We start from the raw sequence: 21,631 nt of genomic DNA, 5'->3' as shown, positions 1-21,631 counted from the left end.
TTAAACGTTTGAAGGCAATGATTAACAAAAATGGAATAAAGATTGGTTTAATTGGATTGATATTCTTTCTGCAGAGCTGTGGAGCATATAATTTTTCCGGTGCTGATATAGGTACTGCACAGAGTTTTCAAGTAAACTTTTTTCAAAATTATGCGGACCAGACACCAGGATCCACTATTGTTCCCGGATTAGACCGAGATTTCACCTTGGCACTTCAGGATATGATCAACAATCTAACAAGTCTATCACTTACAGGAAATAATGGTGATTTATTGTACGAAGGCGAGATTGTAGAATACAAAGTTATTCCAATGACAGCTACCGCTGATCAACTTACCTCACAGAATCGACTGACTATGAGTGTGAATGTCCGGTTTTACAATACCACAAAAGAGGATTCCGATTTTGAAAGACGGTTTTCTTTCTTTTATGATTTTGATGCAGCAGCCTCATTGACCTCGATACAGGCAACAGCCCACGAAGAAATTTTTGAACGACTTACCCAGGATATTTTTAATGCTTCTCTGGGAAATTGGTAATATTTTATGAACGTTTCGGATTTTATACATATTCTTCAAAATTCCAATACCATCCTCTCTCCAAAACAAACAAGAGAGCTTGAGGATATTATTGAGGAATACCCCTATTTCCAGGCAGCCCGCGCCCTACATTTAAAGGGGCTCAAAAATTTAGACAGCTACAAATATAACAACGCCTTAAAGGTAACCGCATCCCACACTTCGGACAGGGATGTGCTTTTCGATTACATAACATCTAAAGAATTTATACAAAACAATATAGCGAACACCATTGCAGGTAGAGGTTCCAAGCTCGAAGATCAAGAAGCCGTCTCTGAAGAAATACAACCCAATCCCAATGTAGAAAGTATGCTATCAGAATCCAGCGAACCCGCATTGCCCCAAAATTTAAAGGATGCAGAGCAAATTCTAAACCCTGAGCTTTTTAAGTCTGTAAAACCAGAAGAGCATGTAGAAAAAATTACAGACAAGGAAAATGTACAAAAAGCTGAAACCGATTTAAACCTCGGCAAGCCCATTCTTTTTACTAAAAGAGAAAAACACTCCTTTACAGAATGGCTGCAATTAACCACCCCCTCCGAAGAACCAGCAAACAACGATGAAACCAGTGTCGACGAACAGCACGACAGTGCCTTGGACATGCTGGAGCGTAAGAAAAAATTTGATCTATTGGATAAGTTTATCGAGAACAACCCCAAAATAGTTCCAAAAGAATCCTTACCCAAAATCAATATAAAAGAGTCTACTAAAATCAACCAAAATGAGTTGATGACAGAGACTTTGGCCAAGGTTTATCTAGAACAAAAAAAGTATAAAAAAGCCATTCAAGCTTTTAAAATATTGAGTTTGAAATATCCAGAAAAAAGTGGTTTCTTTGCAGATCAAATTCAGGCTGTGAAGAAGCTGCAAAAAGAAAAAGATAAAAAATGAGCACGTTTACAATTTTTTTGGTACTTATAATTATCGTGTGCCTTTTATTGGTCTTGGTTATAATGGTTCAGAATCCTAAAGGCGGTGGATTGTCATCATCCTTTGGAGGAAGTGGCAACCAAGTTGTTGGAGGTGTCAAAAAAACAGGAGACTTTTTAGATAAAAGTACTTGGACCCTTGCCACATTATTGATTGTTTTAATATTGCTTTCCAATGTTTCACTCAAAGGAAGCTATAGCCAAGCAGATTCTAAGTTGCTACAAGGCGATGACACGGAAATACCAGAAACGATACCAGAAGAAGTACCGGAACAACTTCCGCCAGCCACCACTACTAGTCCAGTAGATACTATTGGATAAACCTAAGATTGACAAAGCATATAAAAATGCCAGCTTAAATGACAAGCTGGCATTTTTGTTTTCCAAAATGTCAGTTTTTGTGCATTGGCACAATTTCTGTCTTTTAAATTCAAGAATTTTTAAAACAAACACCTAAAATTTAAAATATGGCTAAAGTAAACATCAAACCATTGGCAGACAGGGTTTTGATTGAGCCCCTACAGGCTGAAACCAAAACTGCCTCCGGTATTATCATCCCGGACAATGCGAAAGAAAAACCACAAAAAGGAACAGTTGTGGCCGTCGGTCCAGGGACCAAAGACGAAAAAGTGACCGTCAAAGTTGGTGATACTGTGCTTTATGGAAAGTACGCTGGTACTGAACTTAAGTTCAGTGGTACCGACTATTTGATGATGCGCGAGAGCGATATTTTGGCAATTGTATAATTAAAAAATCAACTAGAAAGAAATGGCAAAAGATATTAAGTTTGATATAGATGCACGTGACGGACTAAAAAAAGGCGTTGATAAGTTGGCCGAGGCCGTAAAGGTAACCTTGGGGCCAAAAGGTAGAAACGTTATTATCAGTAAGTCTTTTGGAGCACCACAAGTAACAAAAGATGGTGTATCTGTTGCAAAAGAAATTGAATTGGAGGATGCCCTTGAAGACATGGGTGCCCAGATGGTAAAGGAAGTTGCTTCCAAAACCAACGACCAGGCCGGTGACGGTACTACTACTGCTACTGTTTTGGCTCAGGCCATCGTAAAGGAAGGTCTTAAAAACGTTGCTGCTGGTGCAAATCCAATGGATTTAAAACGTGGAATCGACAAAGCTGTTGAAGCTTTGGTAACCGATTTGGAAAAACAAGCGAAAAAAGTAGGCAACGACTCAGATAAAATCAAACAAGTTGCTTCTATCTCCGCAAATAACGATCAAACCATTGGTGACCTAATTGCAAAAGCATTTGGCAAAGTTGGAAAAGAAGGTGTAATTACTGTAGAAGAAGCCAAAGGTACTGACACTTACGTTGACGTTGTTGAAGGTATGCAATTTGACAGAGGATATCTTTCTCCTTACTTTGTTACCGATACAGATAAAATGATCGCTGACTTGGAGAACCCTTACATTCTGCTTTTTGATAAAAAAATCTCCAATCTACAGGAAATACTTCCTATCCTTGAGCCAGTAGCCCAATCTGGAAGACCTCTTTTGATCATTGCTGAAGATGTAGAAGGACAAGCCCTTGCCACATTGGTTGTGAACAAACTGAGAGGCGGCCTTAAAATTGCTGCTGTAAAAGCTCCAGGTTTTGGCGACAGAAGAAAAGCTATGTTGGAAGACATTGCCATTCTTACCGGTGGAACCGTAATCTCTGAAGAAAGAGGATTCTCTTTGGAGAATGCTTCTTTGGAAATGCTTGGTACTGCCGAAACTGTTACAATTGACAAAGACAATACCACAATCGTAAATGGATCTGGTAAAGCCTCTGACATTAAAGCTAGGGTTAACCAAATCAAAGCTCAGATAGAAACTACCACATCTGATTACGATAAAGAAAAACTTCAGGAACGTTTGGCCAAATTGGCCGGGGGTGTTGCCGTACTTTACGTTGGAGCAGCATCTGAAGTGGAAATGAAAGAGAAGAAAGACCGTGTGGACGATGCCTTGCACGCAACCCGTGCCGCTGTAGAAGAAGGTATTGTTGCCGGTGGTGGTGTTGCTTTGGTAAGAGCTAAAGTTGTGCTTGAAAAATTGGCAACCGATTCTTTGGATGAAACTACAGGTGTACAGATTGTGGCAAAAGCCATTGAATCTCCTTTGCGTACCATCGTAGAAAATGCTGGAGGTGAAGGTTCTGTGGTTATTGCTAAAGTTCTTGAAGGTAAAAAAGACTTTGGTTACGATGCCAAATCCGACCAATATGTGGATATGCTTAAAGCAGGAATCATTGATCCTAAAAAAGTAACCCGTATTGCCTTGGAAAATGCAGCTTCTGTAGCTGGTATGATCTTGACTACTGAGTGTGCATTGACCGATATTAAGGAAGATGCCCCAGCAATGCCTCCAATGGGAGGTGGCGGTGGAATGCCAGGAATGATGTAATATCAATCCATTCGGATTAAAAATAGGAACGCCCCGATGCAAATCGGGGCGTTCTCTTTTTATCTAGTTGAACGGTTCTCCCAGAGAACCTAAAACCAAGTTACTTCTTCTTACCAGTAGCTTGGGCCGTCTTCTTTGCAACAGGCTTTATAGCTTTTGCGGGAGATGACTTTCCATTTGACTTTGCTTGTTTCATCAGTCAATAAATTAAAGATTGAAGTAAATGTATTCCAGTTTTTAATCCGAAGATTTTATTTGGCTAAATATTAACTAAACTATTTCCTGCTTATTAATTTTCTCATGGTGGGTGAAGATGTAACCCATAATATAAATCCGCTCAACACGGTGATCAATCCTAAAAGCGAAAATGCGCGAAGTAAGGTTGTATTAAAATTATCCCGGCCTTCATAGTCCATCGTGTGGGTCATCCAAAGAAAATCGAACCAACGCCAATTTCGATGCCTTACAGTTTGAAAAGACCCATCAGCCACTGACACGTAGGCTTTTATATTTTCAGGAGAATCATATGTAATCACATAAGCAGGTAATTTCCTTTCTCGATATTCATGATGCTTATCCGTTTCATTGATTATCTCAATATTCTTAACTTTTAAATGTGGTGCCATTTGACGTTCCGCCATAGCCAGAGCTTCTTCTTCCGAAATACCTTTTTTTAATTTACCGTTCCTGGCATCCACAAGGTGTGTTTCGTTTATCCAATAATACGGTTTACCTGCAATATCCTTTAGATTGATGGCACTTATTTCTTTGGGCACTTCCAACTCTTGCAGTCCCACCAAACCAGAAAAGGCTTTTGGTTCATATTCAATGTTTTTAAAATGGTCTCCGTGGATCTCATCAAGATTGGTCCAACTAAAATACAGGCCACTGGCTGTCCATAATATAAATTGAAGACCTAAAAAAAGGCCCAAATATCTATGGACCTTTCTAATTTTTATAGCAGTGGTTCGTTTTACCATTTGTCAATCTATTGGTTTTGTTCTTAACCTAAGTGCATTCGCAATGACCGATACAGAGCTAAAACTCATGGCCAAAGCAGCTATCATAGGTGAGAGCAAGATACCAAAAAATGGATACAAAATCCCAGCGGCAACCGGTACTCCAATGGTATTGTAAACCAATGCAAAAAATAAGTTTTGTTTGATGTTTCGCATTACGGCCTCACTTAGGTTTCGAGCTTTCACAATACCGTGAAGGTCTCCTTTTACCAAAGTGATCATGGCGCTCTCTATGGCCACATCGGTTCCCGTGCCCATTGCAATGCCCAAATCGCTCTTGGCCAATGCAGGGGCATCATTTATTCCGTCGCCGGCCATGGCCACAACCTTTCCTTCGTTCTGAAGACGCCCCACTTCCTTCATTTTGTCCTCGGGGAGATTCTCTGCCTTAAAATCATCCAGATGCAATTCCTTGGCCACTGCCTTTGCTGTGACGGCATTATCGCCAGTAAGCATAATTACAGAAATTCCTTTATCCTGAATTGCTTTGATGGCTTTAGCACTGGTATCTTTTATTTTGTCCCCAATGGCCACAAAACCATGGCACTTACCATCAATAGCCAAATACGAAACAGTTTTACCTTCTTCTTGTACTTTTTTGACCTTCCCTATCATTGCTTCGGTAATTTCCACATTGGCTTTTTTCATCAACTTCAGATTCCCCAAATGGATTTCAGAATCTTTGATTTTTCCTTCTACCCCCATACCGGCAACAGCATTAAAATACTTGGTTTTCAAAATTCCAATGCCTTTTTCTTTGCCATATTTCACCGTCGCTTGGGCCAAAGGGTGTTCACTATTTGCATTTACCGAAACAATATATTGAAGTAAATCTTGCTCAGACCAATCATCCGAAAACGTTTCCAAATGGTCAAAAGTAGGCCTACCTTCGGTGATAGTCCCCGTTTTATCAATAATCAAGGTCTCCACCTTGGCCATTTTCTCCAAGGCTTCCGCATTTTTGATCAACACCCCATTTTGAGCACCCTTTCCCACGCCGACCATTACGGACATGGGAGTTGCCAAACCAAGTGCGCATGGACAGGCTATGATCAAAACAGCTATAGCATTGATCAAAGCATAACCATAGGCAGGCTGTGGCCCCCAAATGACCCAAACTGCAAAAGTCAAAATTGAAATAATCACTACCGTAGGTACAAAATAGGCGGATACTTTATCTGCCAAGTTTTGAATAGGTGCTCGACTTCTACTGGCCTGGTTCACCATTTGAATAATTTGCGAAAGAAGGGTCTCACTGCCCACCTTCTGCGCCTTCATCAAAAAGGATTGATTGCCGTTTATGGTGCCGCTGCTTACTTTATCTTCCACTATTTTCTCCACGGGAATTGGCTCCCCAGTAATCATGGACTCGTCCACCGAAGTTTCACCTTCGGTTATAATCCCGTCCACAGGAATTTTCTCCCCTGGTTTTACCCGAAGAACATCACCTTTTTCAATAGCATCGATACTGACCTCAACGTCTTCACCATTCACCACTTTTATAGCCTTGTTGGGAGCCAATTTCAACAATTCCTTTATGGCATTATTGGTTTTACTATGGGCCCTGGCCTCTAGCAGTTGCCCTAAAAGCACAAGAGTAAGAATAACGGTCGCTGCTTCAAAATACACATGCACAGCGCCTGTTTCTCCTTTGAATTGATTTGGAAAAAAACTAGGAAACAACAATCCGAACACACTAAAAACAAAAGCCACTCCAGCACCAATGCCTATCAATGTAAACATGTTCAAGTTCCATGTTTTGATGCTTTTGTACGCTCTTTCAAAAAATATCCATGTTGCATAAAAAACTACTGGAAGGGATAGAACAAACTGCACCCAATTCCAATATTTAGGCGCCATAATATTGTGCAATGGATTATTGGACAGCATATCGCTCATGGCAATGAAAAAAATGGGCAGGGTGAAAGCAAGTGCAATCCAAAACTTTTTGAGCAGTTTTTTATATGTTTTTTCTTCCGAGCTGGCTTCCGGTTCCATGGGCACCAAATCCATCCCACATTTTGGACAAGAACCCGGACCGTCTTCCACTACTTCTGGATGCATGGGACAGGTCCATTTTTCCTGCGAACCTAAACCTAAAATCTGCTCTTCGACCAAGTCCATTCCACATACTGGGCAATCGCCCGGCTTGTCATACGTCTTATCTCCCTCACACTGCATTGGGCAATAATAGGTTCCAGTTCCATTGGTAATTGGTTTATTCTTCTTCTCAGGCTTAGGTTGATGACCCGGTGCATGAATACCATACCGCCCCCCATCCTTTTGTAAGGCCTCTTGGAATTTTTCAATTGGGATGTGACCTTCCATTTCTATGCTCGCTTTGGCATTTTCAAGGTCAACATCAGCCGAAATCACACCCACTACTTTGGATAAGGTTTGCTCGACATGGCTCCTACAACCATTACAGCTCATTCCAGTTACGAGATAGGTATGTTTCATTTATTGATTCTCTTTTTTATGGATTAACCCATCATCCGTATTATCTTCCCTATACTTGCAACAGGGGTGTACACTCATGTACGCTTCTTCAGTAGCTTTTAATTCTTTTGTATCGTGCCCAACGGCTGCAATGGCAGATTTTATTTCCATCGAATTGGTTTTGCGTTCATCCATTACCAAAGACAATTGATGGGTCGGGATACTCCAAGTCGCATATTTTACTCCAGAAACACCTAGAGCTGCTTTTTCGATGCGCATTTTGCACATTTCACACTTACCGTTCACCTCGAAGGTCATTTTTTTGTTTTTATCCTGAGCTATTCCCGCCATGGAAACAAGCATTATAACCAGAACCAATATTCTATTTTTCATAATATAATTTTTTAATGATTAAATTTTAAATCTAAAGCCCATATAGAGCATTCTTCCAAAAATTGGAGCATAAACAATTGTTGTATCAAAATAATTGCCGAACGGGTCATCCGCTCCCAAAATGGCATTATATTGTCTAAAATTAGTCAAATTCTCTCCTCCAACATACACCTCAAATGTGTTTGAGAATACCTTGGTCACTTGGGCATTCATCAAGCTATATCCATCGGCATACTCCCCCAATTGATATTCAGCAGGGTTGGCAGCGGTACTTGGCAAACGCTGTTCTCCCAATAGATTGAAGGTATAATCGAATCGCCACTGCGCTCCATTCTCCTTAGGCTGCGTGGTATATCCCAAATTTGTAAAAAATCGATGCTTTGCTTGCAAAGGTTTTTGCAGTAAACCCGTTTGATACTCAGCTTTTACATCATAATACTTATATGCGGTACGCACTTCCAATTTGGGCAAAACTTCATAGTTCAATTCTACTTGAAAACTATTGGCATAACTATCCCCTTCTAAATTCGAAAAAGTAACCTCTCTTGGATTTTCCCAGTCCACAACAATCTGGTTTTCAAAATCGGTGCGATAAAAGTCCATACTAAAATCACCCGGTCTTTCGAACAAATTAAACTTCTGGATAAATCCAAATCCAAAATTCACAGCTTTTTCAGCATCAAATCCATAAATATTTCCACCATTGCCATTTAACTGAATGGTCCTAGAAGAAGCAAACATTCTCTGATTTTCGGCAAAAATATTGGCCGCTCTCCTCCCTAAACCAAAAGAACCGCGAAAACTACCATTTTCCCAAGGCGTATAGCGAACGTGCAATCGTGGGGTAAAGAAGTTACCGAGTCTATTATGCGTGTCAAAACGGGCACCTGCGGTGAGGCTCAATTTTTCCAAATTGGTATAACTATATTCAAAAAACGCTCCTGCCGACCTATCGGACCTTGCAAATAGTTTGATTGTTCACCAATTCATCATACCCATCATAGGCAAAAGATATCCCTGTTTTGAACTTATGTTTTGTGTTCCCTATAATTGAATTAAAAATCAGGTTGGAATACATACTCTCATGATCAATATCGTAAGTATTGAAACCATAATAGGAATCCTGGGCATGGTGGCTGTACGATGCTTGAAACCCAAAACTTTGGAAAGGCAAATCCGGGAATACATATCCCAACTTCACAGAACCATCAAACCTTTGCGTATCTATTTCGCTGCCCCATGCATTGGTGGTAAACTTGTCCGTATCCGGGTCAAAAGCAGTTTCCCCAATTTGTTTTTCATCATTTAAAAAGCGAAAATTGATAAAGCTTACCCAACCTGTTTCCGGGTTTTGATATTGCCAGCGGTTCATCACATTGATTTGATTGGACAAAGGATTATCCAAAAAACCATCGTCGTTATTATCCACTTCAGCATCCCTTCGGTTTCCATGAACATATAGTCCTGTACTCCATTTATCCGATATTTTAGTGTTGAAATGGGTGTTCAACTCCAGTCTTCCATTAAGATTTCCATAACCGTTCACAAAAATCCGTGAATCGGTAAGTGGTTTTTGAAGTTCGGTATTGATTTGGCCCGAGATACTTTCATATCCATTCACTACACTTCCTGCGCCTTTGGTAATCTGGATGCTCTCCACCCATGTTCCGGGGGTAAATGTGAGCCCAAATGCTTGGGAGGCTCCGCGAACCATTGGGATGTTCTCTTGGGTAATCAACAAATACGGACTGGTAAGCCCCAACATTTCTATTTGCTTGGTTCCCGTTAGAGCATCATTAAAATTGACATCAATAGCTGGGTTTGTCTCAAAACTCTCCGAAAGGTTGCAACAGGCAGCCTTCAATAGTTCGGCACTGTTCACCGTTACCACATTTTGCGCTGAAAAGAAGGATTTTTGCACTGCTTCTTTTTTCTGTTCCACCACAACCTCATCCAGTTCATTGGATGGTTGTAGCCAATGATGCACCATTTTCGGCTCGTTTATGGTGAGCGTATCTGTTTTAAATCCAATAAAACTAATAATGAGCTTATTATAGTCTTTGGAGTAAGGAATGCTGAACATTCCATCTTCTTTGGTCATAGTCCCAATTGGAGAACCTTGCCAGTACACGTTCGCCCCTGACAGACCAATATGTTTGTTTTGGGGATTTGCCTCCATCACCATACCTTGAATGGCATCTTGGGCACTTGCCAACAATGGTAGACAAAAAAATATAATCAAATATGTTTTCATTAAAATGATATAATTGAATTAGAAATAATTGAACAACATGCGTTGCGCCCGAATCAAAATTGAGACGGGTAAATGGTTCTAATCCAAAAAATCAAATCAAGAAAACTTGATCCAGAACATGAATGTCCTTGACCAAGATAGGAGGTGGATATTTTTCGTTGGAGATAGGAAGTTTATCCAACGGAGCAAAAAGTTCAATGTAAGATTGTACAAAGGCCACCAAAAAGATTTGATGGTCCAAATCCAAATTGCTCAATGAAAGTTTAAGGTCATTCTGTCCTTTTATCGTAAACGATTCATCTTCACAACATGGATTTTGAATGTCTTCATCATCCATTAAAGCAATAGCAGCTTCCATACCACAATCTTCCGCATGGGCAAAAAAGGAAATATCCATTAAACGGCCCATACAAAAGTGCTTGTCCACCGTCCAAGAAACGGTAGAAGCAAGAACCAAAATGGCCATCGCAATAGATACTATTTGATGTAAAATCTGCTTCATTGAAAAGCAAATTTACAAAATATCGTTTTGAAGCGCTTCACTTAACAAAAGTTTATCCTTTTTAATATCTGTAAGTTTAATTTCCTTTGTCGAACAAATCCACTATTCAATACCTTTGCAAAAAAATCGCCATGCTAAAATCATTGGAACCCAAGATTCTTGAAATTGTCCAAACAGAAGACAAATTAGTGGAAGCCCGTTTAGGTGAAATCTGTGAACTTTTACGCAAGAACGTAGACCATTATGACTGGGTCGGGTTTTATTTTAAAAATGGGGATAAGAACGAGTTGAAACTTGGTCCTTACGCCGGTGCTCCAACCGACCACACCATAATCCCTTTTGGAAAAGGTATTTGCGGTCAGGTTGCCGTCAGCAATGAGAACTTTGTTGTACCCGATGTGGGCGCCCAAGACAATTATATTGCATGTAGCATAACGGTAAAAGCAGAGATTGTGGTCCCCTTGTTCGTGAATGGTGAAAATGTGGGCCAAATCGATATTGACTCCAATACTCCCGACCCATTTACAGAGGAAGATGAACGCTTTTTGGAATTCGTCAATAGTAAAGTAGCAAAAATTCTGTAAAACTTCTGGTAATTTGTTGATAAACCCTTCTGCTTTTTAGGTTCAAAAAAAGTACTTTTGTGCGCTTAATAAATTGATTTTAAGACACACAAAATGACTACCAAAAAAGCCGCTGCCGCATTAATTTCCGTATTTCATAAAGATGGACTTGAACCTATTGTGAAAAAACTGGACGAACTAGGTGTAACCCTTTATTCCACAGGGGGTACCGAAAAGTTTATCCGTGACCTCGGTATCGACGTGGTACCTGTAGAAGATGTGACCAGCTACCCATCCATTTTGGGAGGTCGTGTAAAAACTTTGCACCCCAAAGTTTTTGGAGGCATTTTGAACAGGCAGGACAATGAAAGTGATGTTGCCCAAATGGAGGAATTCGAAATTCCACAACTGGATATTGTGATCGTAGACCTCTACCCTTTCGAAAAAACCGTTGCCAGCGGCGCATCGGAACAAGATATTATTGAGAAAATAGATATTGGTGGAATTTCCTTGATCAGGGCAGCAGCCAAAAACTTTAAGGATGTACTCTGTGTTTCTTCCATGGAGGATTATGAGGAGTTTCTAAACGTGATTTCTGATGGTAATGGAAGCACTACTTTGGAAGATCGCAAACGTTTTGCCGCCAAAGCCTTCAACATTTCTTCACATTATGACACTGCTATTTTCAACTACTTCAACAAAGAAAAAGTAGAGACAGTATTGAAAATAAGTGAGACTAAAGGTCAGGTTTTGCGTTATGGAGAAAACCCACACCAAAAAGGATTTTTCTTTGGCGATTTTGAAGCTATGTTCTCCAAACTTCACGGAAAGGAGCTCTCCTACAACAACCTGTTGGATGTTGATGCCGCTGTAAATCTAATGGGAGAATTTAAAAACGACGACCCAACTTTCGCTATCCTAAAACATAATAATGCTTGTGGTTTGGCCACTCGTAGCACCATACATCAAGCTTATGTGGATGCGTTGGCAGGCGATCCGGTTTCTGCCTTTGGTGGTATTTTGATTTCCAATGTTGAAATTGATAAGCCTACGGCCGAAGAAATTCACAAATTGTTTTGTGAAGTGGTTATTGCCCCTAGCTATTCTGATGAGGCTCTGGAAATTTTAAAGGGCAAGAAGAACAGAATCATCCTAATACAAAACGAAACAGCATTGCCAGACACTTTGGTGAGAACTTGTTTGAACGGTGTTTTGGTTCAAGATAAGGACTATAAAACTGATACCAAAGAGGACCTCAATCCTGTAACAGATAATAAGCCTAGTCCTGAAGATATCGAAGATTTGATATTTGCCTCAAAATTATGCAAGCATACCAAAAGTAATACCATTGTTCTGGCGAAGAACAAACAACTGTGCGCTAGCGGAACAGGGCAAACTTCACGAGTAGATGCTTTGAACCAAGCGATTCATAAAGCACAATCTTTCAATTTTGATTTAAATGACGCCGTAATGGCCAGTGATGCCTTTTTCCCGTTCCCTGATTGTGTGGAAATTGCAGACAAAGCTGGTATAAAAAGTGTGATACAACCTGGTGGCTCCATAAAAGATCAATTGAGCATTGATTATTGCAATGAAAACGGATTGGCGATGGTGATGACTGGTACTAGGCATTTTAAACATTAATTTTAGTACTTTAGCCGATATTTTTTTACCGTTAATCCGAAAAACAGATAATTTTTATGGGATTCTTTGATTTCATGACCGAGGAGATAGCCATTGACCTTGGTACCGCAAATACCCTGATCATCCACATGGACAAGGTGGTGGTCGACAGTCCTTCCATCGTGGCAAGGGACCGCGTTAGTGGGAAAATTATCGCGGTTGGTCGCGAAGCCAATATGATGCAAGGAAAGACCCATGAAAACATCAAAACCATACGACCATTGAAAGATGGGGTAATTGCCGACTTCGATGCTTCTGAAAAAATGATGAACATGATGATCAAGAGCATTCCGGCGTTGAAGAAAAAATGGTTTCCTCCGGCGCTTCGAATGGTCATTTGTATTCCATCTGGTATTACCGAAGTGGAGATGCGTGCTGTTCGTGAATCTGCAGAACGGGTAAACGGCAAAGAAGTATACTTAATCCACGAGCCCATGGCAGCTGCCATAGGTATTGGCTTGGACATTATGCAACCGAAAGGAAACATGATTGTGGATATAGGTGGTGGTACAACAGAAATTGCGGTAATAGCACTTGGAGGTATTGTTTGTGACAAATCGGTAAAAATTGCAGGTGATGTATTCACCAACGATATTATTTATTACATGCGAACACAACATAATCTATATGTTGGGGAAAGTACTGCAGAGGCTATAAAAATAGAAATTGGTTCAGCAACAGAGGATTTAAAATCCCCTCCAGAGGACAAATCGATCCAAGGCCGTGATTTGTTGACAGGAAAACCAAAACAGGTGCATGTTTCTTACCGAGAAATTGCAAAGGCATTGGATAAAAGTATCCTAAGAGTAGAGGATGCGGTTATGGAAACCTTATCCCAAACGCCACCAGAACTTGCGGCAGATATTTACAATACTGGAATTTATCTTGCAGGTGGAGGGTCTATGTTAAGAGGTTTGGACAGAAGACTTTCTCAAAAGACAGATTTGCCGGTATATATTGCTGAAGATCCTTTAAGAGCTGTTGTTCGAGGTACAGGAATTGCACTTAAAAACATTGAACGGTATAAAAGTATTTTAATAAAATAGAGCTGTATTTCCAACAGTTCCATTACCTTCAAGGGGTTCAAAAACTTTCTTAACGATACGATTGCATGCAACGCATCATCAATTTTGTCTTACGTTATCGAAATGCATTTTTATATGCCTTTTTTGCGTTTATCTCATTGGTGATGACCATTAGGTCACATTCGTATCATCAATCTAAATTTTTCAATTCATCTAAATGGGTCACTGGCAGCATTTATGGTACCGGCTCTGATGTTTCTTCTTATTTTAACTTACAGGAAGAGAACCATAGATTGGTGGAAGAAAACCAGCAGTTACGTAAGTTATTGTTCAACACCCCGGATGATACCATTACAAACTCATTGGACTCAACCTTGGTAGTATATGAAGTGTTGAGTGCTAAATTGATCAAGAACAGTTTTAATTCGCCACGAAACTATGTCACCATCAACAAAGGAAAGAATGATGGAGTCCATCAGGATATGGGAGTAATCACAACGGATGGTATTTTAGGAATTGTGGAGAACGTCTCCAATAATTTCTCCACAGTTCAAAGTGTGCTCAATACAAAATCAAATATCAATGCCAAAATCAAGGGAACGGAATATTTTGGTTCTTTGATATGGGACACTAAAGATTATACTGTAGCCCAACTCATCGATATCCCACGGTTGGTTCCGCTGGTGGTGGGCGATACTATTGTTACAGGGGGCATGTCCAGTATTTTTCCGGAGAACGTACCTGTGGGGGTCATTAAAAAATACGACCTTAACGCCTCCCAAAGTTTTTACAATATTGACGTTGAACTTTTCAGTGATATGGCCAATATCAAAAATGTATATCTCTTAGAAAACAAGGACAAGCAAGAAATTAAAGAATTAGAGGCAATAACCATAGAATGAACAATACCATTATAATAAATATCCTCCGGTTCGTATTGTTGGTCCTTGCGCAGGTTCTAATTTTTAACAACCTTAATTTTTTGGGCTTCATCAACCCGATGGTATATGTGATTTTCTTCTATTGGTATCCGATAAAAGCAAATAAAGCATTGTTTATGCTCATTGCTTTTTTATTGGGATTGACCATTGACATATTCTCCGACACTCTTGCATTAAATGCATTGGCTTCGGTATCAATAGCATACATTAGACCTGCAATAATGCGATTTTGCTTTGGGGTGAACTTTGATTTTCAAAATTTCAGCTTTAAGAATACTACCAAACTACAACGTATTACCTTTATGGCCTTAGTGGTTCTAATCCATCATTTGATATTCTATACGTTTGAAATTTTAAGTATTGCGCATATCCTTTTAATTTTGAAAAAAGTTTTTGCCACAGGTATCGTAACTTTAATACTTTGTATTCTGTTCAGTTCACTTTTTAGTCCAAAAACGGAATAAACAACACGTTTTTTTCGTTGGATATATTAAGAGCCAAGTAATTTAGGTTGCTCATGAAAAAATTATTACTGTCTTCCATTGTTATTCTAATAGGTTTTACCTTTATAGGCAGGCTTTCATATTTACAGTTATTCCGTTTTTCTCCGGATCAAATACTGGATGACCCTGCTATTAAAAAAGTCTACGACTATCCTGAAAGAGGCTATATCTATGACAGAGATGGAAAACTTTTGGTAGGCAACCAACCTGCTTACGATGTCATGGTCATACCTAGGGAAGTGAAGCCTTTGGATACTTTGGAATTTTGTAGTCTATTGGGTATAGATAAACCCGATTTTATTTCCAAAATGGAAAAGGCAAGAAGATATTCCCCTAGGCTACCATCTGTTTTAGTGCCTCAGCTCTCCAAAGAAGACTATGCACGGCTTCAAGAAAAAATGCGACATTTTACGGGTTTCTATATCCAAAAAAGGTCTTTGCGATATTACAATACCAAAAGTGCAGCAAATGTACTCGGCTATATTAGCGAGGTAAATGAATGGGACCTTCAAAACAACCCATATTACGTTGCAGGAGAGCTAAAAGGGCGAACAGGCATTGAAAAGCAGTACGAAGAAATTTTAAGGGGTCGGAAAGGTGTAAAGCATATTCAAAAAGATCGATTTAATAGAGATATCGGTCCTTATAAAGAGGGGAGATTGGACACACTTCCACAACAAGGCAAAGAAATACATATTAGCTTGGATAAGGTACTCCAGGAATATGGTGAAAAATTAATGCATGGTAAAAGAGGTGGCATTGTGGCCATTGAACCTAAATCAGGTGAAATTTTGGCAATGATTTCCGGTCCTACGTACGACCCGGCTCTGCTCGTTGGCAGGGAACGTTCTAGAAACTATAGTAAACTACATTACGACACCATATCCAAACCTACTTGGGACCGTTCTATCTTGGCTCAGCCCTCACCAGGTTCCCCGTTTAAAATCTTAAATGCATTGGTTGGTCTTGAAGAAGGGGTAATTGACACCGAAACAAAATTTAGGTGTTACCATGGGTTTTATGTAGGAAATACACTCAGAGGATGCCACTGTGGTGGTGGGATAAGAGATTTGAACAATGGTATATATAAATCCTGCAATGCATATTTTGCCGGTGTTTTCCGAAAAATTTACGACAAATACGAAACCACTGACCAAGGTATGGATGTTTGGGAAAAACACATGAAAAGTTTTGGTCTTGGAGATTTCTTGGGAACCGACCTTCCCACAGGAGCACCTGGAAGAATTCCCGGCAAGGAATATTATGATAAATGGTATGGAGATGGCAGGTGGGCGGCATCCACCATTATTTCCAACTCTATTGGACAAGGAGAAATCGCAGCCACTCCTTTACAACTTGCCAACATGACGGCCACCATTGCCAACCGAGGATATTTTTACACACCCCATATAATTAAAAGCGTAGGGGGCAATGGCAATATCGACCCCAAATTTTCAGAGCCACGTTACACTACGATCGATAGAAAACACTTTGAATCAGTAATTGAGGGCATGGCAAACGTGTACAATTATGGGACAGGTAGATGGGTACAGGTTCCTGATATTGAAATTGCTGGTAAAACTGGTACAGTAGAAAACTTTATAAGGGTGGATGGTGAACGTATGCAATTGACGGACCATTCGGTTTTTGTTGCCTTTGCTCCTGTTGAAAATCCGCAAATTGCCTTGGCTGTTTATATTGAAAATGGATATTATGGTTCTCGTTATGCAGGACATATTGCATCGCTATTGATAGAAAAATATATAAAAGGTGAGATTACCCGAAAAGATCTTGAAAAACGAATGTTGGAGAAAACGTTGGAACATGAGTATAATAAACCCTATAGTGGTGAACCTTTCAAGATAAACGAATATGTTTGGTAAAGGGCTTTTTGGAAGGTTGGATTGGGTTACGGTAATCCTCTATGCTCTTTTGGTCTTTATTGGATGGATCAATATTTACTCAACATCGGTTGGAGAAGCACATACTTCAATTTTTGATTTTTCAACACTTTACGGCAAACAGCTTTTTTTTATAGGTCTTGCCACATTGGGCATCATTTTCGTACTCTTTGTGGAATCCTATTTTTTTGAACGATTCGCCTCTATTTTTTATATCGTGTCCATTGTTTTGCTCATTGGTTTGTTTGTATTTGGCAAGACAATAGCTGGGGCGACATCTTGGTATGATCTAGGATTTTTCAACCTACAACCTTCAGAATTGGCCAAAGTGGCAACTGCCTTGGCCCTCGCTAAGTTTTTGAGCGATATTCAGACGGATATCCGTACAGGCAAACATCAAATATATGCTTTGATCATTATTTTACTGCCTGCAGTATTAATTTTGCCGCAGCCTGACCCTGGAAGTTCGCTGATCTATTTTTCACTCTTTTTTGTATTGTTCAGGGAAGGGTTTCCCATTTATTATTTAGGCATTCTCATCTTCGCTGTGGTGATATTTGCCACAACACTAATGTTTGGAACCGTTTGGGTGGCTATAGGATTAATAATTCTCACCCTATTGATCTATACCTTCAAAAAAGCTTCGGTCAAAATTCCTGTTCTTCCAGTTTTGGGGGTCATTGCAGTTTCAATACTCTTTTCCCTTTCCGTAAACTTTGTTTTTGAAAATATATTTGAACAGCGACACAGGGATCGTTTTGTATTATGGTTGAGTCTGGAGAAAGATGAAAACAAACTGGACGAAATCCGAAAAACCATTGGATATAATACCTATCAATCTGAAAAAGCCATAGAATCCGGTGGGTTTATTGGAAAAGGATTTATGGAAGGCACCAGGACCAAAGGTGACTTTGTACCAGAGCAGCACACGGATTATATTTTTAGTTCGGTGGGTGAAGAATGGGGCTTTTTGGGAACAGCTACGGTAATTCTATTGTTCTCACTATTTTTTTTAAGGTTGATCTATATAGCCGAAAGACAAAAAAATGACTTTAGTCGAATGTACGGTTATGGAGTGATTTCCATTTTAGTGTTCCATTACTTTATAAACATAGGAATGGTACTCGGTCTATTGCCTACCATCGGAGTGCCTTTGCCATTTTTTAGTTACGGTGGCTCTGGACTCATATTTTTCACCATGCTGTTGTTCATATTCCTAAAACTTGACTCGAATCGATTAAAAGACGGTATTTAGAATTCCCACCCTTTATCAAAGACCCCTGATTCCATATCGGTTTGCCATTTTTTCGTTTGGTTTACAAAGAAATCAATACCAGTCTCCCCTTCTATTTCATCTACAGAAACCAAGAAGTTTTGTAGTGATTGTTTACTTTCTGTGGCCGGAATCAAAAATGCAAGGAGTTGTACTTCTTCACCCGATGTCCTCAATATAATTTTATAAAAAGAATTGGGTACATCCACATCTTCTTCCCCTATTTCCAACAGTCCTTTTTCTGATAAAATTCCGCCCGTAACCACAATTAAATCACCATATTTTTTGCACCAATACCGTACTTTCTGTTCCAGACGATTCCATATCCCAGCATTAAAGTACCTGTCTTGAGGGCTAATATTGCTAGTATAAAATGTTTCATTGTATGCCTGTTCTGAGAACCGGCGGTCGCCTGCAGGACATAAATGCCCTCTATCAAACCCAGAACCTTTGTAATTTCGCCAATCGGCAGACTTAGTTTTCACTTTGGGGTCTTCTATAAAATAAGGCCGTTGTCTATCATCATACGTTAAGTGCTCCTTTTTAAGCGTATATGCTACCCACTCTGCCTGTTCATGCGCTTCACTATACGAAAGTGTGTAATATTCATGCTCAACTATGGAGCCTGTTGTGGATAAGGGCAAAAAATCAGATTGCACTACATCAGGACTGGAACCATTGGAATTGGAGTAGGTTGCCGGGGTATAAAAATTATCGAAAAGCCAAAATCCTATTATGCATAGTGCAAGGAGTACGGCATATATTGTTCTATTTTTCATTTACCTGTATGTGGGTTTTTAAGCTTCAGCTTTAAAGTTGCACAAAAAAGCCAACTCTTAAGAGTTGGCTTTACAAATGATTATTTTAATAATGACCAAGTTATCCCTTAACGCTGGCCAATTTATTTTCTTTTCTTTTGATATTGTTCTGATGTAGGTCTTTCAGCACATTAACGGCTTCCTCAACATAAATATCACGCGCCAAATTTTTGTGCCATCTATCTCTTTTTTCCCTGAGCACAGAATCTTTGGTGAATAATTCCGTCTCATATTGTAAAGAACCAAAAGACAATTTAGAATCGTAATCCTTTAGGCTTTTGAACCTATCTGAGCGTTTTTTGGCTTCCTGCTCTTTACTGACATACGAATCATACTTAAGTGAAATTAAGTTTTCATCCTGTTGATCCTTCAGCCATTTTGCATTTTCATCGATGAGCTTAATCTGCTCATTGTTCGCCATACGTTCCTTACTATTTTTAACGGCCTCATCCAAATCAATATATCCATCCCATACTTTATAATCTGCTGGAGTTATCTTATCCCATCCAAGTGGGTTTTGCTGATCACGTTCGCCAAGATCAATATAGCTGTAACGGTCTGGAACCACTATATCACTTTTAACACCTTCCAACTGGGTTGAACCTCCATTGATTCTGTAAAATTTTTGTGTGGTCAATTTAATGGCACCTAAATCCCCATGCTCGTTACCTCGCACAATATTATCCAAAGGAATTACATTTTGGACCGTTCCTTTTCCAAAAGTTTGCTTACTTCCTATTATTACGGCTCTTTTATAATCTTGCATGGCTGCTGCCAATATTTCTGATGCCGATGCTGACAATTCATTGACCAAAATTACCAAAGGACCATCCCATTGCACTCTTTCATCTTTATCCTCGTGCACTTCTTTACGTTGCCCAGAGGAACGAACCTGAACAATAGGACCATCTTTAATAAACAATCCTGCCATTTCCACAACAGTTTTTAATGACCCACCACCATTATCTCTCAGATCCAATATAATTCCCTCTGCACCTGCCTCTTTAAGGCGCTCTATCTCTTTCGCAACATCGGTGGCTGCATTTCTTTTTGTATAATCTTCAAAATCCACATAAAATTTAGGAAGATCTATAAGGCCATATTTTTGGCTACCGGCATCTATACTTGCAGATTTGGCATAGGATTCCTCCAATTCTACAACGTCTCTGGTTATGGAAACAGTTTCAATGGTTCCATCCACTTTTCTTACGGTCAAATCTACTACAGAACCTTCTGGACCTTTTATTAACTTAATGGCATCTTCCAATCGCATACCAACAATATTAATAGGTTCTTCACCTTCTTGACCTACTTTAAGAATCTCATCTCCAACTTCTAGGGATTGATCCCGCCATACAGGACCACCAGAAATTATCTCTACTATTTTAGCGCCTTCAGGTTTTTTTTGTAACCTAGCACCGATACCTTCAAACTTACCGGAAATACCAATATCAAAGATTTCTTTTTCTTCTGGAGCAAAATAGAATGTGTGGGGATCAAATTCCTCCACAATTGTATTCAAGTATTGTACGAACCAATCTTTTCGTTCAAGGTCATCCACGAAATCGAAAAATTCATCCAAAGTGTTTTTGGTTATTTCTCTTGCTTCTTCTTCGGTAGCTACTTTATCCACCGAGTTTGGGATGTCGTTGAAGTACATAACTGGTTTAGAATCCAAGTTTACATCTTCGTCCGCATCAGAGATTGTATTGTCTATTTTATTATCAAAAATATTTAAAGTATTATATTTCAACTGCTTTCTCCAACGTTCTTTCAATTCATTTTCATTGGAAGCAAACTCTTGTTCGTCATAATCAATCTCTATGGCTTCATCCACGGTATAATCAAAAGGTTGGGAAAGTACTTCGTTGTATATTTCCTTCGCTTCTTTCATACGCACCATCAAACGTTGATAAACAATATTGAAAAATGTGATGTCGGTATTTCTGATCTCATCATCGATCATAAACCTATATTTTTCAAATTCCCTAACATCACTTTGGAGAAAATATCGTTTTGTGGGATCAACAATATCGATAAAATCATCAAACACATTGGAGCTAAAGCTATCATTGATTTCTTTAGGCTCATAATGCCCTCTTTCCAATACATAGGAAATCAGTTCTAACAAAAATTTATCTTTATCATCATTTTCAAAAGACTTATTGGTAAAACTACAGGAAGCTACTGCCACGAGAATGACCAAAAGTGCTAAGATGAAATTCTTTTTCATAAATATGTTTTTTCAGGAGCTCCGCAAACTGATTTCATACCGTCAAATTTACATTACGTCCTCCATCGTTTTTACTTGTATGAATTCCCTAAGATACAGAAAAAACCGTGCCAGTTCTTTCTACTGGATTTAATTTTTTGTTAAACGGCTAGAGCTTCATATACTTATGAAAAA

18 protein-coding genes and 1 pseudogene are annotated in these 21,631 nt (G+C 39.4%); 12 read left to right on the top strand and 7 right to left on the bottom strand.

Going from position 1 to position 21,631, the window contains the following annotated elements; genetic code table 11:
- Window positions 1–17 precede the first annotated feature (17 nt).
- The 5 genes from MWU56_RS13240 (at window position 18) to groL (ending at window position 3,910) form a co-directional block, all read left to right on the top strand.
- The gene (locus tag MWU56_RS13240) at window positions 18–539 is read left to right on the top strand and encodes an LptE family protein (protein ID WP_247045045.1); all 522 of its coding nucleotides are present in this window, start codon (window positions 18–20) and stop codon (window positions 537–539) included.
- Between the two features lie 6 nt (window positions 540–545).
- Window positions 546–1,469 (top strand): hypothetical protein, encoded by a 924-nt coding sequence (locus MWU56_RS13235; RefSeq protein ID WP_247045044.1) that lies wholly within the window; start codon window positions 546–548, stop codon window positions 1,467–1,469.
- Window positions 1,466–1,828 (top strand): preprotein translocase subunit SecG, encoded by a 363-nt coding sequence (secG, locus tag MWU56_RS13230; RefSeq protein ID WP_247045043.1) that lies wholly within the window; start codon window positions 1,466–1,468, stop codon window positions 1,826–1,828. Before MWU56_RS13235 ends, secG begins: the two co-directional genes overlap by 4 nt.
- A gap of 146 nt (window positions 1,829–1,974) precedes the next feature.
- Window positions 1,975–2,253: a co-chaperone GroES gene (gene groES, locus MWU56_RS13225; RefSeq protein ID WP_247045042.1), complete on the top strand. Its 279-nt coding sequence runs from the start codon at window positions 1,975–1,977 to the stop codon at window positions 2,251–2,253.
- A gap of 22 nt (window positions 2,254–2,275) precedes the next feature.
- A complete protein-coding gene (groL, locus tag MWU56_RS13220; RefSeq protein WP_247045041.1) occupies window positions 2,276–3,910 on the top strand; it encodes a chaperonin GroEL in 1,635 nt (544 codons plus the stop codon).
- Window positions 3,911–4,185: 275 nt separating this feature from the next.
- On the opposite strand, the gene MWU56_RS13215 is transcribed toward groL, so the two are convergent.
- The 5 genes and pseudogenes from MWU56_RS13215 to MWU56_RS13195 all read right to left on the bottom strand — a co-directional run bounded on the left by MWU56_RS13215 (window position 4,186) and on the right by MWU56_RS13195 (window position 10,517).
- Window positions 4,186–4,890: a hypothetical protein gene (locus MWU56_RS13215; protein ID WP_247045038.1), complete on the bottom strand. Its 705-nt coding sequence runs from the start codon at window positions 4,888–4,890 to the stop codon at window positions 4,186–4,188.
- A gap of 3 nt (window positions 4,891–4,893) precedes the next feature.
- Entirely contained in the window at window positions 4,894–7,389 is a 2,496-nt protein-coding gene (locus tag MWU56_RS13210) for a heavy metal translocating P-type ATPase (RefSeq protein ID WP_247045036.1), read from the bottom strand.
- Window positions 7,390–7,761 carry a heavy-metal-associated domain-containing protein gene (locus MWU56_RS13205; RefSeq protein WP_247045035.1) on the bottom strand — a complete coding sequence of 124 codons (372 nt, stop codon included), beginning with the start codon at window positions 7,759–7,761 and terminating at the stop codon, window positions 7,390–7,392. It abuts the gene before it with no gap.
- A gap of 18 nt (window positions 7,762–7,779) precedes the next feature.
- Window positions 7,780–10,015, bottom strand: a pseudogene (locus MWU56_RS13200) (TonB-dependent receptor).
- 91 nt (window positions 10,016–10,106) lie between these two features.
- Window positions 10,107–10,517, bottom strand: coding sequence for an HYC_CC_PP family protein (locus MWU56_RS13195; protein WP_247045033.1), 411 nt, complete (start codon window positions 10,515–10,517; stop codon window positions 10,107–10,109).
- Between the two features lie 131 nt (window positions 10,518–10,648).
- Here MWU56_RS13195 and MWU56_RS13190 point away from each other — a divergent pair, with 131 nt between their 5' ends.
- The 7 genes from MWU56_RS13190 to rodA all read left to right on the top strand — a co-directional run bounded on the left by MWU56_RS13190 (window position 10,649) and on the right by rodA (window position 18,388).
- The gene (locus tag MWU56_RS13190) at window positions 10,649–11,101 is read left to right on the top strand and encodes a GAF domain-containing protein (protein WP_247045031.1); all 453 of its coding nucleotides are present in this window, start codon (window positions 10,649–10,651) and stop codon (window positions 11,099–11,101) included.
- 93 nt (window positions 11,102–11,194) lie between these two features.
- Window positions 11,195–12,724 (top strand): bifunctional phosphoribosylaminoimidazolecarboxamide formyltransferase/IMP cyclohydrolase, encoded by a 1,530-nt coding sequence (purH, locus tag MWU56_RS13185; protein WP_247045029.1) that lies wholly within the window; start codon window positions 11,195–11,197, stop codon window positions 12,722–12,724.
- A gap of 56 nt (window positions 12,725–12,780) precedes the next feature.
- Entirely contained in the window at window positions 12,781–13,809 is a 1,029-nt protein-coding gene (locus MWU56_RS13180; protein ID WP_224836367.1) for a rod shape-determining protein, read from the top strand.
- A 65-nt stretch (window positions 13,810–13,874) separates the two neighbouring features.
- Complete coding sequence (gene mreC / locus MWU56_RS13175) at window positions 13,875–14,690, top strand: rod shape-determining protein MreC (protein ID WP_247045027.1); 816 nt, start codon at window positions 13,875–13,877, stop codon at window positions 14,688–14,690.
- Window positions 14,687–15,193: a rod shape-determining protein MreD gene (locus MWU56_RS13170; protein ID WP_247045026.1), complete on the top strand. Its 507-nt coding sequence runs from the start codon at window positions 14,687–14,689 to the stop codon at window positions 15,191–15,193. The genes mreC and MWU56_RS13170 overlap by 4 nt, the downstream gene beginning before the upstream one ends.
- Window positions 15,194–15,246: 53 nt before the next feature.
- Window positions 15,247–17,115: a peptidoglycan D,D-transpeptidase FtsI family protein gene (locus MWU56_RS13165; RefSeq protein ID WP_247045025.1), complete on the top strand. Its 1,869-nt coding sequence runs from the start codon at window positions 15,247–15,249 to the stop codon at window positions 17,113–17,115.
- The gene (gene rodA / locus MWU56_RS13160) at window positions 17,105–18,388 is read left to right on the top strand and encodes a rod shape-determining protein RodA (RefSeq protein ID WP_247045024.1); all 1,284 of its coding nucleotides are present in this window, start codon (window positions 17,105–17,107) and stop codon (window positions 18,386–18,388) included. The genes MWU56_RS13165 and rodA overlap by 11 nt, the downstream gene beginning before the upstream one ends.
- On the opposite strand, the gene MWU56_RS13155 is transcribed toward rodA, so the two are convergent.
- Window positions 18,385–19,185 carry a DNA/RNA non-specific endonuclease gene (locus tag MWU56_RS13155; protein WP_247045022.1) on the bottom strand — a complete coding sequence of 267 codons (801 nt, stop codon included), beginning with the start codon at window positions 19,183–19,185 and terminating at the stop codon, window positions 18,385–18,387. The two genes, rodA and MWU56_RS13155, sit on opposite strands and share 4 nt — an antisense overlap.
- Window positions 19,186–19,285: 100 nt before the next feature.
- The gene (locus tag MWU56_RS13150) at window positions 19,286–21,457 is read right to left on the bottom strand and encodes a carboxy terminal-processing peptidase (RefSeq protein WP_247045020.1); all 2,172 of its coding nucleotides are present in this window, start codon (window positions 21,455–21,457) and stop codon (window positions 19,286–19,288) included.
- Between the last annotated feature and the right edge of the window lie 174 nt (window positions 21,458–21,631).

This window comes from Allomuricauda sp. F6463D (assembly GCF_023015965.1).
Taxonomy (GTDB): domain Bacteria; phylum Bacteroidota; class Bacteroidia; order Flavobacteriales; family Flavobacteriaceae; genus Flagellimonas.
Note: the sequence above shows the minus strand (reverse complement) of the source record. Positions and strands in the feature narration are given on the sequence as shown.